The following is a 13,663-nucleotide window of genomic DNA, read 5'->3' on the forward strand; positions in this document are numbered from 1 at the left end:
GAGTTACCTTTCGGTGGGGTCACTTGACGGCGCCGGCGGTCAGCCCGGCCACCAAGTAACGCTGAAGAAGCAGGAATCCGGCGACCACGGGAACGCTCACCACGAGCGAGGCGGCCATGACCTGGTTCCAGTACACGTCGTTCTGGGTGGCGTACTCGCGCAGGCCCACGGCAAGTGTCCTGGTGCTCTCGTTGGTCATGACCGACGCGAAGAGCACTTCGCCCCACGCCGTCATGAACGCGTAGACGCACACCGCCACGATGCCCGGGATGGCGGCCGGCACCACCACCCGGAACAGCGCGCCCATCGGCCCGCAGCCGTCCACCTTCGCCGCCTCGTCCAGGTCCCGCGGGATCGAGTCGAAGTAGCCGACGAGCATCCAGATGGAGAACGGCAGCGAGAAGGTGAGGTAGGTGATGATCAGCCCGAGCCGGCTGCCGTTGAGCGTGATGCCGGTGGAGTTCCCGATGTTGACGAAGATCAGGTACAGCGGCAGCAGGAAGAGGATGCCGGGGAACATCTGGGTGGACAGCACCGTGACCGTGAAGACCCGGCGCCCGGCGAAGCGGTACCGGCTCACGCCGTACGAGGCGAAGATCGCCACCGCGACCGAGAGCAGCGTCGCGCTCACCGATACGATCAGCGAGTTCACGAAGTAGTGCGCGAGCGGGATCGTCTTCCAGATGTCCACGTACGGCTTGACCGTGATGTGCGTGGGTATCCACTGGAAGGAACCCTGCACGTCCGACAGGCTCTTCAGCGATGAGCTCAGCATCACGTAGACGGGGATGAGCACGAAGACCAGCAGCAGGGTCAGCACGATCCGCCGGGTCCAGATGAAGGACTTCGGCTGGGCCATGGGCGATGGCTGGGTGGGGAACCTAGGCATCGGCGTCGCCTCGCTTCCGGGACGTGATCAGCAGGTAGACCGCCGTGACCAGGAGCAGGAACAGCAGCAGGAGCACGGACATCGCCGAGCCCTCGCCGAAGTTCCAGGTGATGAACGACGACTGGTAGATGTGGATCGATATCAGGTCGGCCTGGTGCGGCGCCGACGGCCCGAACAGCACGAAGGGCGTGTTGAAGTCGTTGAACGTCCAGAGGAACAGCACCAGCACGAGCACCTGGTTCACCGGGCGCAGCGACGGCATGGTGATCTTCCTGATCTGCTGCCAGACGCCGGCGCCGTCCATCGCGGCGGCCTCGTAGAGCTCGCGCGGGATGTTCTGCAGGCCGGCCATCAGCGCCAGGAAGGCGAACGGCCAGGACTTCCAGACCGAGACGATCACCAGCGCCCAGAAGCTGTTGCTGCCGATCAGCCAGAACGACTTGTCGGACGTCAGGTGCAGCTGGTCGTGCAGGACGTGGTTCACCAGGCCGGTGTTCTGCTGGAACATGAACGTCCAGGTGATCACCGTCGCGTACACCGGCAGGGCGTACGGGATCAGGAAGATCGCGCGCATCACGGCCCGGCCGCGGAAGCTCTCCTGCATCAGGATCGCCGCGGCGGTGCCGATCAGCCACGACAGGCCGACCGACAGCACCGTGAACTCCAGCGTCACCCAGAACGAGTGCAGCAGAGCCTGGCCGATCGGCTGGTGGATCTTGACCGCGATCTTGTAGTTGTCGAAGCCCGACCAGGGGGCGGTGCTCCAGTTGCGGATGTAGAAGAGCGTCAGGCTCTTGAAGCTGATCAGGATGCCGAAGACCATCGGCACGATGTGGATCAGCAGTTCGAGCAGGACGGCGGGGAGCAGGAGCAGGTACGGCAGGCCGCCTTGGCGCAGCCGTGCGGGGATACGCGGCCGGAGCCGGCCCCGGCCAGCGGACTTGCCGCTGTCGGGACCGGCCTCGGGGGCGTTCCTGGGAGGGGCGGTGGCAGTCATGGGGAGAGCCGATCCTTAGGACGCGGGCATCTGCGACTGCGCCTTTTGCAGCGCGGCCTTGACGGAGTCGGTCGTCACGGACTTGCCACTGGCGGCGTCGGCGAACAGGTCCTTGATCGCGGTACCCACCGTGGTCTCGAACTGGCTCTCGTTGGGCACCTGCGGGAGCGGGGACGCGGAGTTCGCGAGGACGCTCGAGAGGGTCTTCAGGTCGGCCGTCTGGAAGGCGGGGTCGCTCTGTGCCTCGGTCACCGGCGGGATCGAGCCGTAGGCCTTGTTGAGGATCTTCTGCTCCGGCGTGCTGGTCATGAACTTCACGAACTTCAGCGCCGCGGACTGGTGCTTGGTGCTCTTGAAGACCGCCATGTTGATGCCGGCCACCATGGAGGTGATGCCCGCGTCACCGGTCGCGCCCTCGGTGGCGGTCGGCACCGGCACCACGCCGTACTGGTCGGGGCTCATGCCGTGCGACTTGATCGAGGTCGCGGCGGACTGCCACATCATCATCGCGGCCTTGCCGGTGGCGAAGTCGGTGATGGTCTGGTTCTGGTCGTACTCCGCGTCGCCCTTGGCGGCCTCGCCGTCGGCGATGAAGTCGACGTACTGCTTGACGGCCGCGACGTTGGCGTCGGTGGTGAAGGTCGGTTTGCCGGACGAGTCGAACCAGTCCGAGCCGCGCTGCTTGGCGAGCACGAAGGCGTGGTGGATGTTCTCCGAGCCGTTGCTGCCCTCGACCGCGATGCCGTGCACGTTGCCCTTGGTGAGCTTCTTGGCGTCGGTGTCCAGCTCGGCCCACGTCTTCGGCGGCTGCAGACCCGCGGCGGCGAACATCTGCTTGTTGTAGTACAGGCCGTAGGCCATCGAGTACAGCGGCACCGCGGCCGGGTCCTTGCCGGCCGCACCGGCGGCTTCGATGGCCGACTTCGCGAAGCGGTCCTGGCCGCCGATGGCGGTGAAGTTGGTGCTGTCGAACGGCAGCAGGGCGCCGGTGGCCTGGAGGGAGGCGGACCAGGTGTTGCCGATGTTGAGCACGTCCGGGCCGTCGCCGGAGGTGGTGGCCGCCAGGATGCGGTTGAGCAGGTCCGCCCAGCCGACGACCTCGAGCTTGACCTTGATCCCGGTCTGCTGCTGGAACTTCTGCAGCTCGGGGGTGAGCACCTGCTTGTCGTTGTCCAGGCTGGTGCCCTGGTTGCTCGCCCAGTACGTGAGCGTGACGCCCTTGTCGCTGCCGCCGCTCTTGCCGCTGCTGTCGTCGCTGGAACCGCCACCACACGCAGTGGCGGTCAGGCCGAGCGCGGCCACGAGGGCGGTGGCCGCGATGACTCTGTTGGTGCGCATAACGGTTCCCTCTCAGGGGTGGGATCGCTTCAGGAAGTGAACAGCGCCTGTGCCTTAATTCAGGCCGTGATTTAACTTGTGAGAAAAGGTGGCGTCAAGACCCCGTGCAGCGATAGGTTCCAGCGGGGCGGGCCAGGAGGGAGTCCAGATGGCTGAGCGGGCCAGGCGCACAGTGCGTGACCTGCGGCGCGGCAACCGTGCATCGCTTCTGCGTCATTTGTATTTCGAAGGCCCCCTCAGCCGGCAGGAGCTGGGCCGGGACACCGGCCTCAGCGCCGGTTCGATCAGCAACGTCGTTGGAGAGTTGATCGCGGACGGCATGGTCGAGGAGGCGGGTGCCGTCGAGTCCGACGGCGGGCGCCCGCGCATCCTGCTCCAAGTCGCCCCGGGATACGGCTATCTGGTCGGCGTGGACGTCGGCGAGACCCGGGTGCGGGTGGAGCTGTTCGACCTCGCACTGACCGAACTCGCCTCCGCGGACCTGCCGTTGTCCGACAGCGGGCACGACGTGGACCTGGTGGTGCGGCTCGCCCTGGAGGGCATCGAGGCCGTGGTGCGCGAGGCCGGCATCGACGACCGCGAGGTGCTGGGCGTCGGCATCGGCGTGCCCGGGATCGTCGAGCAGGGCGACCCGCGGGAGACCGCGCCCGGCGAGGGCCACGGCATCGTGGTGCACGGCCAGACCATCGGCTGGGACGCGGTGCCGCTGGGCCGGCTGCTGCGGGCCGGCACCGACCTGCCGCTGTTCATCGACAACGGTGCCAAGACCCTGGGCCAGGCCGAGATGTGGTTCGGCGGCGGGCGCGGCTCGGGCAACGTGGTGATCGCCCTGATCGGCTCCGGCGTCGGCGCCTGCGTGGTCGCCGACGGCCGGCCGTACCACGGCGCGAGCAGCAGCGCGGGGGAGTGGGGGCACACCACGCTGCGGGTCGGCGGCCGGACCTGCCGGTGCGGTTCACGCGGCTGCCTGGAGGCGTACGTCGGCGCGGAGGCGCTGCTGGGCCGCTGGCCGGACGCGCCGCAGGGGGTCAGCGAGGAGACCGCGCTCGCCGCGCTGCTGGCCGCCGGCGACGACGACCCGCAGGTGGCGGCGCTGCTCGCGGAGGCCGCGGAGTACCTGGGCGCGGGCATCGCCGACCTGATCAACCTGTTCAACCCGCAGCGGATCGTGCTCGGCGGATGGGCCGGGCTGCTGCTCGGGCCGCGGCTGCTGCCGTCGGTGCGGGAGGTGGCCGCCGCGTACTCGCTGCACCACCCGTGCGCGCAGACGTCGATCGAACTGGGCCGACTGGGCGCGGACGCGGTCACGGTGGGCGCGGCGACCCTGCCGCTCGCCCGCTTCCTCGACACCGGCGGCGAGCGCCCGCCGCGGCTGCCGGCGCAGCGGCCGGCCGGGGAGGGCGACGCGGCGGGACCGGGCGCGGGTGAGGAGACGGGCGGCGCGGGGGGCGGCGGGTCACGTTCCGGTTCCGGGTCCGGGGATCCGGTGCGGAACCGAATCGCGCGGGCGGTACGTTGACCGGTCGGTGCGCAAAGCGCCACGAGTGGTCCGGAATGCCGGATTCCTCACTTCTTGTCCCCCTATGATGCGCCAGCACGCCCTTCAGGAGCCCGCCCATGACCCTCCAGCAGCAGATCGTCGGCAACGCCATGCAGATGGCCGTCTGCACGCTCAAGCCCGGGCAGACGGTGTACTGCGAGGCGGGGAAGTTCCTCTTCAAGACCGCCAACGTCAGCATGGAGACCCGCCTCGGCGGCCCCGGCAGCGCCCCGCGCCAGGGTGGCGGCCCCGGCGGGCAGGGCGGCGGCATGGGGGGCCTGCTGCGACAGGCGATGGGCACCGCGATGCAGGTCGGCCAGCGTGCCCTGGCCGGTGAGTCGCTCGCGTTCCAGTACTTCACCGCCGCGGGCGGCGAGGGCACCGTCGGCTTCGCCGGGGTGCTCCCCGGCGAGATGCGCGCCCTCGAACTCAACGGCTCGCGCGCCTGGTTCGCCGAGAAGGACGCCTTCGTCGCGGCCGAGGAGAGCGTGCGGTTCGGCATCGCGTTCGCCGGCGGCCGGCAGGGCATGAGCGGCGGCGAGGGCTTCATCCTGGAGAAGTTCACCGGCACCGGCACCGTGATCATCGCCGGTGCGGGCAACTTCATCGACCTCAACCCCGCCGACTTCGGCGGCCGGATCGAGGTCGACACCGGCTGCATCGTCGCCTTCGAGGAGGGCATCCAGTACGGCGTGCAGCGCATCGGCGGCCTGAACCGCCAGGGCATCATGAACGCCGTCTTCGGCGGCGAGGGGCTGTCGTTGGCCACCTTGGAGGGCAACGGGCAGGTCATCCTCCAGTCCATGACCATCGAGGGGCTGGCCAACGCGCTGAAGAAGGCGCAGGGCGGCGACAAGCAGGGCCCGACCGGCGGCATGTTCTCCACGCACGTCGGCTGAGCGGCGCCCGCGGGGCTCCGCCGGGCGGTCCGTCCGTGCAGGAGCCCCCCGGAGCCCCGTTCGCGCAGGCCGCCGGGCGCGCACCGGGGGTCTCATGCTCCTCTCATGTCACGGTGCGGTGACAGCTCCGCCGCCCCCGGGCACCGGGCCCCCGCACGGCGGGTAACGTGCTGAACACGTGTATCCCGCAGGTGCCGTACGATCCGCGCGGCGCCCACCAGGAAGGTGGACCGACTGCCGTGTTCCGCTGGGAGATCACCCGGGCCGCACTGGCCCAGCGGGTATTCGCCACCATCCGCAGCGAGAGTTACGACCAGGCCGCCGCCACCGCGGACACGCTGCTGTCGGCCGGGCTGACCACCCTGGAGATCTCCCTCACCACGCCGTTCGCCCTGGAAGCCGTCACCACCCTGGTGCGCGAGGTGGGCGACGACGCGGTGATCGGCGCGGGCACCGTGCTCGACGGCTCCTCCGCGCGGATGGCGATCGAGGCCGGCGCCCGCTTCCTGCTGTCGCCCAACCTCGACGAGGAGGTGCTGCGCACCGGCCACCGGTACGGCGTGCCGGTCTTCCCCGGTGTCGCCACCCCCACCGAGGCGGTGCGCGCGATGGAACTCGGCGCCGACGCGCTCACCCTCTACCCGGCCACCGCCTTCAGCCCCGACTGGGTGGTGGACGTCCGCGCGATCATTCCGCAGGCCGCGCTGCTGCCCACAGGCGGTATCACGGTCAGCGCGGCGCCCGACTGGGTCGCGGCCGGCGCGGTCGCGGTCGGCATGGGCTCGGCGCTGACCGACGGCGACCGCGCCACCGTCACCAAGCGCCTGACCGAACTCCTCGAGCGGCTCGCCGACACCGGCTGACCGCCGCCCCGCGCCCGGGCCGGGCCCGGTCGGGCACCGAACGGCCCCGTAGAATCCGGCGGGTGACCGTACTCTCCGTGCCCGGCTCGAAGTCCGTGACCGCCCGCGCGCTGTTCCTGGCCGCCGCCGCGGACGGGGTGACCGTGCTGCGCGACCCGCTGCTGTCCGACGACACCGACGGGTTCGCCGAGGGGCTGACCCGGCTCGGCTACGACGTGCGGCGCGACGACGGCGCGTGGCGCATCACCGGCAGCCCGGCCGGACCGCCCGCCGCCCAGGCCGAGGTCTTCACCCGGGACGCGGCCACCGCCTCCCGGTTCCTGCCCGCGCTCGCGGCGGCCGGCCAGGGCACGTTCCGCTTCGACGCCTCCGCGCAGATGCGCCGCCGGCCGGTCGCGCCGCTGACCGAGGCGCTGCGTGCGCTCGGCGTGGACCTGGTGCACGAGGAGGAGGACGGCCGGCTGCCGCTGCGGGTGGCGGCGCGCGGCATCAAGGGCGGCGCGATCGACCTCGACGCGAGCCTGTCCTCGCAGTTCCTCACCGCGCTGCTGCTGGTCGGCCCGCTCACCGCCGAGGGCCTGCGGATCAGGGTGACCGGCATCGTCTCGGTGCCGTACGTCGAGATCACCCTGGCGATGATGCGGCGGTTCGGCGTCGAGGTGGCCCGTGACGGCGACACCTTCGTGGTGCCGCCCGGCGGTTACCAGGCGCAGGACTACCCGATCGAGCCGGACGCCTCCACCGCGAGCTACGTCTTCGCCGCGGCCGCCCTGGCCGGCCGCACGGCGACCGTACCGGGCCTGGGCAGCGGCACCATGCAGGGCGATCTGCGGTTCGTGGACGTGCTGCGCCGGATGGGCGCGCAGGTGCGCACCACCGCCGATGCCACCACCGTCACCGGCACGGGGCGGCTGTCCGGCGTGACGGTGAACATGCGGGACATCTCCGACACGATGCCCACCCTGGCCGCCCTCGCGCCCTTCGCGGACGGCCCGGTCCGGATCGAGGACGTCTACAACACCCGCGTCAAGGAGTGCGACCGGCTGGAGGCGTGCGCGGAGAACCTGCGGGCGCAGGGCGTCGAGGTCGCCACCGGCCGGGACTGGATCGAGATCCGGCCGGGCACCCCGAAGCCGGTCGAGATCGCCTGCCATGGCGACCACCGCATCGCGATGAGCTTCGCCGTCGCGGGCCTGCGCACGCCGGGAACGACCTTCGACGACCCGGGGTGCGTGAAGAAGACCTTCCCCGGGTTCCACGCGTTCTTCGCCGAGTTGCGCCGTACCTGGGACGTCTGAGGAGGCCGGCCGCCCGGGGCCGTTCTACGGTGCGGCGGCCAGGGCCGGCTCGCTGTCCAGCGCGATGCCGAAGTGCTCCCGGTAGGCGGCCAGCACCTCGGCGGGGCCGGGCAGTTCGCGCTCCCGGCGGGAGCCGCCGGCGGTGCTCACCAGGGTGCGTCCGCTGAGGGTGACCCGGCCGTCGGCGGTCAGCCGGGAGCACACCAGGGACTGCCGGAAGTGCGACAGCGGTGAGGTGCGCTGCCACCAGCAGGTGGCGGTGAAGTCGTCGAGCGCGCGGGCACGCTGCTCGACGCGGTACTGCGGCTGCCCGTCGCGCAGCACGTCCACGTCGCCGCCCGACGCCGGCCGTATCCGGAACACGCCGCCGGGCTCGCGCTGTTCGGCCCGGCTGTCCAGGGCGAGCGGGAAGTGGCTGTGCCGGCCGAAGCCGACGTCCGCCAGCCAGGCGGCGCCGTCCCCGGTGCGCACCCGCAGCGCCATGTGGTCGAAGGGCGGGCCGAGCGCGCCGCCCTCTCCGAAGGACCGGCAGGCCAGCAGCTCCACGTCGTACCCGAGCGTGCGCAGCAACACGGCGAAGGCGCCGTTGAGTTCGTAGCAGAAGCCGCCGCGCCGGGCATCCACGATCTTGGCCACCAGCGGTTCGGGCGCCAGCACGATGTCCTCGCCGAGGTGGACCGAGAGGTTCTCGAACGGCACCGCGCGCAGGTGGGCGAGGTGCAGCGCGCGCAGGGCGGCCGGGTCGGGGCGGTCCGGTCGTGCGGCGCCGATCCGCCGGAGGTAGGCCGCGGCCCGCTGTTCGTCCATGCCCCCGTTATCCCCCACGGCGTGCCCCGGCGTCATCCTCCCGGAGTCGGGCTTCGACCGGTACCCGGGACGTAGGCGGTGCGGGCCGGCCGTCACCCGGGTGCGGTCGGGACGCGCGAAGGCTTGACGGATACTGGGGCCGCCGGGAGGGTCACACGCAGCACTTTCATCCCGGCTGCACCAAGGATCGTAGCGAAAGGCAGGGCCACGTGGCGGAGGCAAGGGCGGGACGCGACCGCGGCGACCGCGGGGGGAAACGAAGGACACGTCGGGTGGTCGGGGCGGTGCTCGCGGCGGCACTCGCGGCGGCGGCCCTGGCCGGGTGCAGCGCCACGGGCGGCAAGCGCGCGGAGGACCGGGCGAAGCAACTCGCCGCCAACGGCTCCGCGGTGAACACCCCGCACTGGACGTTCGCCATGGTGACCCACTCCGGCGCCGGCGACACCTTCTGGGACATCGTGCAGAGCGGCGCGAAGCAGGCGGCCCAGAAGGACAACATCAAGTTCCTCTACTCCAACAGCGACCAGGGCGACCAGCAGGCGCAGCTGGTGCAGGCCGCGATCGACGAGCACGTCGACGGCCTGATCGTCACCCTGGCGAAGCCGGACGCCATGAAGGCGGTGGTGGCGAAGGCGGAGAAGGCGGGCATTCCGGTGATCACGGTCAACTCCGGTGCCGAGCAGTCCAAGCAGTTCGGCGCGCTGACCCACATCGGGCAGGACGAGACCGTCGCGGGCAACGCCGTCGGCGACGAGCTGAACCAGCGCGGCCGCAAGCACGCCCTGTGCGTGCTGCACGAGCAGGGCAACGTCGGTCTGGAGCAGCGCTGCGCGGGTGCCAAGGCGCACTTCCACGGCACCATGGACAAGCTCTACGTCGACGGCACGAACATGCCCGACGTGCAGTCCGCGGTCGAGGCCAAGCTGCAGTCCGACCCGTCGATCGACGCGGTGGTGACGCTGGGCGCCCCGTTCGCCGCGACCGCCGCGAAGGCCAAGCAGCAGGCGGGCTCCAAGGCGGAGATCGACACCTTCGACCTCAACGCGCAGGTGGCCGGTTCGCTCCAGGACGGCACCATCGGCTTCGCCGTCGACCAGCAGCCCTACCTGCAGGGCTACGAGGCGATCGACCTGCTGTGGCTGTACCGCTACAACAAGGACACCCTCGGCGGCGGGCAGCCGGTGCTCACCGGCCCGCAGATCGTCACGAAGTCGGACGCGGACGCCCTGCTGGCGTACACCAAGCGGGGCACCCGATGAGCGCCCTGGACGTGATCGGCACCGGTGACGAGCGGCTGGCGCCCAGATCCGTGGCGCGCCGGCTGCTCGGCCGGCCCGAACTGGGCGCGGTGGTCGGCGCGGCCGCGGTGTTCCTGTTCTTCTCGGTCGTCGCCGACTCCTTCCTGCGCGCCTCCAGCATGGGCACCGTGCTGTACGCGTCGTCCACGATCGGCATCATGGCGGTGCCGGTGGCGCTGCTGATGATCGGCGGCGAGTTCGACCTGTCCGCGGGCGTGATGGTGACCAGCTCCGCGCTGGTCTCCTCGATGTTCAGCTTCCAGATGACCGCGAACACCTGGGTCGGCGTCGGGGTGTCGCTGCTGGTGACGCTGGCGCTGGGCGCGTTCAACGGGATCATGCTGGTGCGCACCAAGCTGCCGAGCTTCATCATCACGCTCGGCACGTTCCTGATGCTCACCGGTCTCAACCTCGGCCTGACCAAGCTGATCAGCGGCACCGTCGCGACCAAGTCGATCAGCGACATGCAGGGCTTCCCGACCTGCCGCGACCTGTTCGCCTCGCACTGGACGGTCGGCTCGGTGGACCTCCAGGTGACCATCCTGTGGTGGCTGGGCCTGGTGGTCGTCGCCACCTGGGTACTGCTGCGCACCCGGGCCGGCAACTGGATCTTCGCCGCGGGCGGCAACGCGGACGCGGCGCGCGCGGTCGGCGTGCCCGTGGCCCGTACCAAGGTCGGCCTGTACATGGCAGTGGCGTTCTGCGCGTGGATCTCCGGGCAGCACCTGCTCTTCTCGTTCGACGTGGTGCAGTCGGGCGAGGGCGTCGGCAACGAGTTCCTCTACATCATCGCGGCCGTGATCGGCGGCTGCCTGATGACCGGCGGCTACGGCAGCGCGATCGGATCGGCCGTCGGCGCGTTCATCTTCGGCATGGCGAGCAAGGGCATCGTGTACGCGCAGTGGAACCCGGACTGGTTCCAGTTCTTCCTGGGGGCGATGCTGCTGCTCGCCACCCTGCTCAACGCGTGGGTGCGCAAGCGGGCGGAGGCGAGCAAGTGATCACGGTGGACGGGAACGACGCGAGCGGCACCCCCGGCCCGTCAGGCGACACGCCCGACCCCCTGGTGGCGCTCACCGGCGTCAGCAAGTCCTACGGGAACGTCCGCGCGCTGCGCGACGTGTCGCTGGAGGTGCACGCCGGGGAGATCACCTGCGTGCTCGGGGACAACGGCGCGGGCAAGTCCACCCTCATCAAGATCATCGCCGGCCTGCATCCGCACGACGCGGGCGGCTACACGATCGAGGGCGAGCAGGTGCGGCACAGCTCGCCGCGGCAGGCGCTGGACCGCGGCATCGCCACGGTCTACCAGGACCTGGCCGTGGTGCCGCTGATGCCGGTGTGGCGGAACTTCTTCCTCGGCTCCGAGCCGACCAGGGGACGCGGCCCGCTGCGCCGCCTGGACGTGGCCCAGATGCGTGCCACCACCCACCAGGCGCTGCTGCGGATGGGCATCGACCTGCGGGACGTCGACCAGGCGATCGGCACCCTGTCGGGTGGCGAACGCCAGTGCGTGGCGATCGCGCGCGCGGTCCACTTCGGCGCGAAGGTCCTGGTGCTGGACGAGCCGACCGCCGCGCTGGGCGTGAAGCAGTCCGGGATGGTGCTGAAGTACGTGGCCGCGGCCCGCGACGCCGGTCTGGGTGTGGTGCTCATCACGCACAACCCGCACCACGCGTACCTGGTCGGTGACCGTTTCGTCCTGCTCAAGCGGGGCGCGATGTCCGGCAGCCACCTGAAGGAGGACATTACGCTGGACGGGCTGACCCGCGAGATGGCCGGCGGCAGCGAGCTCGACGAGCTGACCCACGAGCTGAGCCGGTCCCGGAAAACCGGCACAATGGATGGGGACGCCGCCACGTCCGATGCCGCACCGGCCACCCCGGCCCCCGCGGCACCCGAGCCCACCCCCCACGCCGACCCAGCCGACCCGGAGACCACCGCTTGAGTGCCAATCGTGAACGCGTCTACCGCGGCGGTGCCGCCCGTGCCACCGTGTGGCAGAGCGTGGGCATGCGCGACCGCAGGGAGCGCCGCTCGCACCTGACCGCGCCCCGCGTGCCCACCGTGGGTATCGACATCGGCGGTACCAAGGTGATGGCGGGGGTGGTGGACGCCGACGGGAAGATCCTGGAGACGCTGCGCACCGAGACGCCCGACAAGTCCAAGAGCCCCAAGGTGGTCGAGGACACCATCGTGGAGCTCGTGCTCGACCTCTCCGAGCGGCACGACGTGCACGCCGTCGGCATCGGTGCCGCCGGCTGGGTGGACGCCGACCGCTCCCGGGTGCTGTTCGCGCCGCACCTGGCCTGGCGCGACGAGCCGCTGCGCGACCGCCTCTCGGAGCGGCTGCTGGTCCCGGTCATGGTCGACAACGACGCCAACACCGCGGCCTGGGCCGAGTGGCGCTTCGGCGCCGGCCGCGGTGAGGCCGACCTGGTGATGATCACCCTGGGCACCGGCATCGGCGGCGCGATCCTGGAGGACGGCCACGTCAAGCGCGGCCGCTACGGGGTGGCCGGCGAGTTCGGCCACATGCAGGTGGTGCCCGGCGGGCACCGCTGCGCCTGCGGCAACCGCGGCTGCTGGGAGCAGTACAGCTCCGGCAACGCGCTGGTCCGCGAGGCCCGGGAGATGGCCGCCGCCGACTCGCCGGTGGCGTACGGCATCAACGAGCGGGTCGGCGGCAACGTCCGCGACATCACCGGGCCGCTGATCACCGAACTGGCCCGCGAGGGCGACCCGATGTGCGTGGAGCTGTTCCAGGACATCGGCCAGTGGCTCGGCGTCGGCATCGCCAACCTCGCCGCCGCGCTGGACCCGTCCTGCTTCGTCATCGGCGGCGGGGTCAGCGCCGCCGACGACCTGCTGATCGCCCCGGCCAGGGACGCCTTCCGGCGCACCCTGACCGGCCGCGGCTACCGCCCCGAGGCGCGTATCGCCAAGGCCGAACTCGGCCCCGAGGCGGGCATGGTGGGCGCGGCGGACCTGGCGCGGCTGGTGGCCCGCCGGTTCCGCCGGGCGAACCGGCGCCGCGTGGAGCGGTACGAACGGTACGGACGAACCCTCGGACGACAGGCAGCCCAACCGTGACCACATCCCAGCACAGCGGCCCCGACCCGGCCGCTGTGGACGACCTCGCGGAGGCCGAGGCCGAGTTCGCCGCCGCGCCCCGGCTGCCGCGCAACCCGCCGCGCTGGGTGCGCTGGACCGTCGTGCCGCTGCTGGTCCTGGTGCCGATGGGCTACGTGGTGATCTCCGCCGCGCAGAGCCGCGGCAGCGGCGAGGACGTCCGGCACGAGCTGGCCGGCCGCCAGCTCACCCAGGTGTACCCGACCCAGCTCCAGCAGCGGATCTACCAGGTGACGATCCCGGTCGGCTCGCGCTACGTCCGCAACCTGGAGACCAACTCCTGGGACACCAGCGTGCTGTACGCCGAGTTCATCACCACCACCGGCGGCCTGGACACCTTCCTCGCGCAGATCGGCACCAGCCGGGCCGACCTCCAGGACGGCAAGGTGGCCATGACGGCCGCCCAGTCCAAGGCGGCCGGCTGGAACTTCACCATCCCGCACGACTGGGCCGGCATCAGCCTGCACCGCCCCGGCGACAAGCCCGACCACGACATCACCGTCGACATGACCAACCCGGACCACCCCCGGGTCTATGTCGTGTCCACCGTCAACTTCCAACACGGGTTCGGGGGCGGCTGAGTGCCACCCCGAGAGGGAGGC

13 protein-coding genes are annotated in these 13,663 nt (G+C 71.1%); 9 read left to right on the forward strand and 4 right to left on the reverse strand.

Annotated features, from left to right (window positions below; all coding sequences use genetic code 11):
* Positions 1–19: 19 nt before the first annotated feature.
* Genes C4U44_RS08655 through C4U44_RS08665 form a run of 3 tightly spaced genes read right to left on the reverse strand, consistent with a single transcriptional unit; the run spans position 20 to position 3,224 of the window.
* Entirely contained in the window at positions 20–889 is an 870-nt protein-coding gene (locus C4U44_RS08655) for a carbohydrate ABC transporter permease (protein ID WP_103885067.1), read from the reverse strand.
* On the reverse strand, positions 882–1,886 hold the full coding sequence (locus C4U44_RS08660) for a carbohydrate ABC transporter permease (protein WP_103885068.1): 1,005 nt from the start codon (positions 1,884–1,886) through the stop codon (positions 882–884). Before C4U44_RS08660 ends, C4U44_RS08655 begins: the two co-directional genes overlap by 8 nt.
* Positions 1,887–1,901: 15 nt before the next feature.
* The gene (locus tag C4U44_RS08665) at positions 1,902–3,224 is read right to left on the reverse strand and encodes an ABC transporter substrate-binding protein (RefSeq protein WP_103885069.1); all 1,323 of its coding nucleotides are present in this window, start codon (positions 3,222–3,224) and stop codon (positions 1,902–1,904) included.
* Between the two features lie 148 nt (positions 3,225–3,372).
* Here C4U44_RS08665 and C4U44_RS08670 point away from each other — a divergent pair, with 148 nt between their 5' ends.
* From C4U44_RS08670 to aroA, 4 genes are all read left to right on the forward strand, one after another.
* On the forward strand, positions 3,373–4,743 hold the full coding sequence (locus C4U44_RS08670) for an ROK family transcriptional regulator (RefSeq protein ID WP_103885070.1): 1,371 nt from the start codon (positions 3,373–3,375) through the stop codon (positions 4,741–4,743).
* Between the two features lie 98 nt (positions 4,744–4,841).
* Positions 4,842–5,663 carry an AIM24 family protein gene (locus C4U44_RS08675; protein ID WP_103885071.1) on the forward strand — a complete coding sequence of 274 codons (822 nt, stop codon included), beginning with the start codon at positions 4,842–4,844 and terminating at the stop codon, positions 5,661–5,663.
* A 239-nt stretch (positions 5,664–5,902) separates the two neighbouring features.
* Positions 5,903–6,526, forward strand: coding sequence for a bifunctional 4-hydroxy-2-oxoglutarate aldolase/2-dehydro-3-deoxy-phosphogluconate aldolase (locus tag C4U44_RS08680; RefSeq protein ID WP_103885072.1), 624 nt, complete (start codon positions 5,903–5,905; stop codon positions 6,524–6,526).
* Positions 6,527–6,588: 62 nt separating this feature from the next.
* Positions 6,589–7,824, forward strand: coding sequence for a 3-phosphoshikimate 1-carboxyvinyltransferase (aroA, locus tag C4U44_RS08685; protein WP_103885073.1), 1,236 nt, complete (start codon positions 6,589–6,591; stop codon positions 7,822–7,824).
* 24 nt (positions 7,825–7,848) lie between these two features.
* On the opposite strand, the gene C4U44_RS08690 is transcribed toward aroA, so the two are convergent.
* Positions 7,849–8,631: an arylamine N-acetyltransferase family protein gene (locus tag C4U44_RS08690; protein ID WP_103885074.1), complete on the reverse strand. Its 783-nt coding sequence runs from the start codon at positions 8,629–8,631 to the stop codon at positions 7,849–7,851.
* Positions 8,632–8,903: 272 nt separating this feature from the next.
* Here C4U44_RS08690 and C4U44_RS08695 point away from each other — a divergent pair, with 272 nt between their 5' ends.
* The 5 genes from C4U44_RS08695 to C4U44_RS08715 are packed head-to-tail and all read left to right on the forward strand — an operon-like array spanning position 8,904 to position 13,642.
* Positions 8,904–9,890: a sugar ABC transporter substrate-binding protein gene (locus tag C4U44_RS08695; protein ID WP_103885075.1), complete on the forward strand. Its 987-nt coding sequence runs from the start codon at positions 8,904–8,906 to the stop codon at positions 9,888–9,890.
* On the forward strand, positions 9,887–10,930 hold the full coding sequence (locus C4U44_RS08700; RefSeq protein WP_103885076.1) for an ABC transporter permease: 1,044 nt from the start codon (positions 9,887–9,889) through the stop codon (positions 10,928–10,930). The genes C4U44_RS08695 and C4U44_RS08700 overlap by 4 nt, the downstream gene beginning before the upstream one ends.
* The gene (locus tag C4U44_RS08705; RefSeq protein ID WP_407642816.1) at positions 10,930–11,877 is read left to right on the forward strand and encodes an ATP-binding cassette domain-containing protein; all 948 of its coding nucleotides are present in this window, start codon (positions 10,930–10,932) and stop codon (positions 11,875–11,877) included. Before C4U44_RS08700 ends, C4U44_RS08705 begins: the two co-directional genes overlap by 1 nt.
* Positions 11,874–13,022, forward strand: a complete 1,149-nt coding sequence (locus tag C4U44_RS08710; RefSeq protein ID WP_103885077.1) for an ROK family glucokinase — start codon at positions 11,874–11,876, stop codon at positions 13,020–13,022. The genes C4U44_RS08705 and C4U44_RS08710 overlap by 4 nt, the downstream gene beginning before the upstream one ends.
* Positions 13,019–13,642, forward strand: a complete 624-nt coding sequence (locus tag C4U44_RS08715; RefSeq protein ID WP_235031916.1) for a hypothetical protein — start codon at positions 13,019–13,021, stop codon at positions 13,640–13,642. The genes C4U44_RS08710 and C4U44_RS08715 overlap by 4 nt, the downstream gene beginning before the upstream one ends.
* Positions 13,643–13,663: the final 21 nt, after the last annotated feature.

The sequence above is a fragment of the Actinacidiphila yanglinensis genome (assembly GCF_900107965.1).
Classification (GTDB): domain Bacteria; phylum Actinomycetota; class Actinomycetes; order Streptomycetales; family Streptomycetaceae; genus Actinacidiphila; species Actinacidiphila yanglinensis.

Excerpts from the sequence above, each read along its gene's own strand:
- C4U44_RS08665 (WP_103885069.1), bottom strand. The coding sequence starts at position 3,224 with ATGCGCACCAACAGAGTCATCGCGGCCACCGCCCTCGTGGCCGCGCTC.
- C4U44_RS08675 (WP_103885071.1), top strand. The coding sequence starts at position 4,842 with ATGACCCTCCAGCAGCAGATCGTCGGCAACGCCATGCAGATGGCCGTC.
- C4U44_RS08660 (WP_103885068.1), bottom strand. The coding sequence starts at position 1,886 with ATGACTGCCACCGCCCCTCCCAGGAACGCCCCCGAGGCCGGTCCCGAC.
- C4U44_RS08690 (WP_103885074.1), bottom strand. The coding sequence starts at position 8,631 with ATGGACGAACAGCGGGCCGCGGCCTACCTCCGGCGGATCGGCGCCGCA.
- C4U44_RS08670 (WP_103885070.1), top strand. The coding sequence starts at position 3,373 with ATGGCTGAGCGGGCCAGGCGCACAGTGCGTGACCTGCGGCGCGGCAAC.
- C4U44_RS08700 (WP_103885076.1), top strand. The coding sequence starts at position 9,887 with ATGAGCGCCCTGGACGTGATCGGCACCGGTGACGAGCGGCTGGCGCCC.
- C4U44_RS08655 (WP_103885067.1), bottom strand. The coding sequence starts at position 889 with ATGCCTAGGTTCCCCACCCAGCCATCGCCCATGGCCCAGCCGAAGTCC.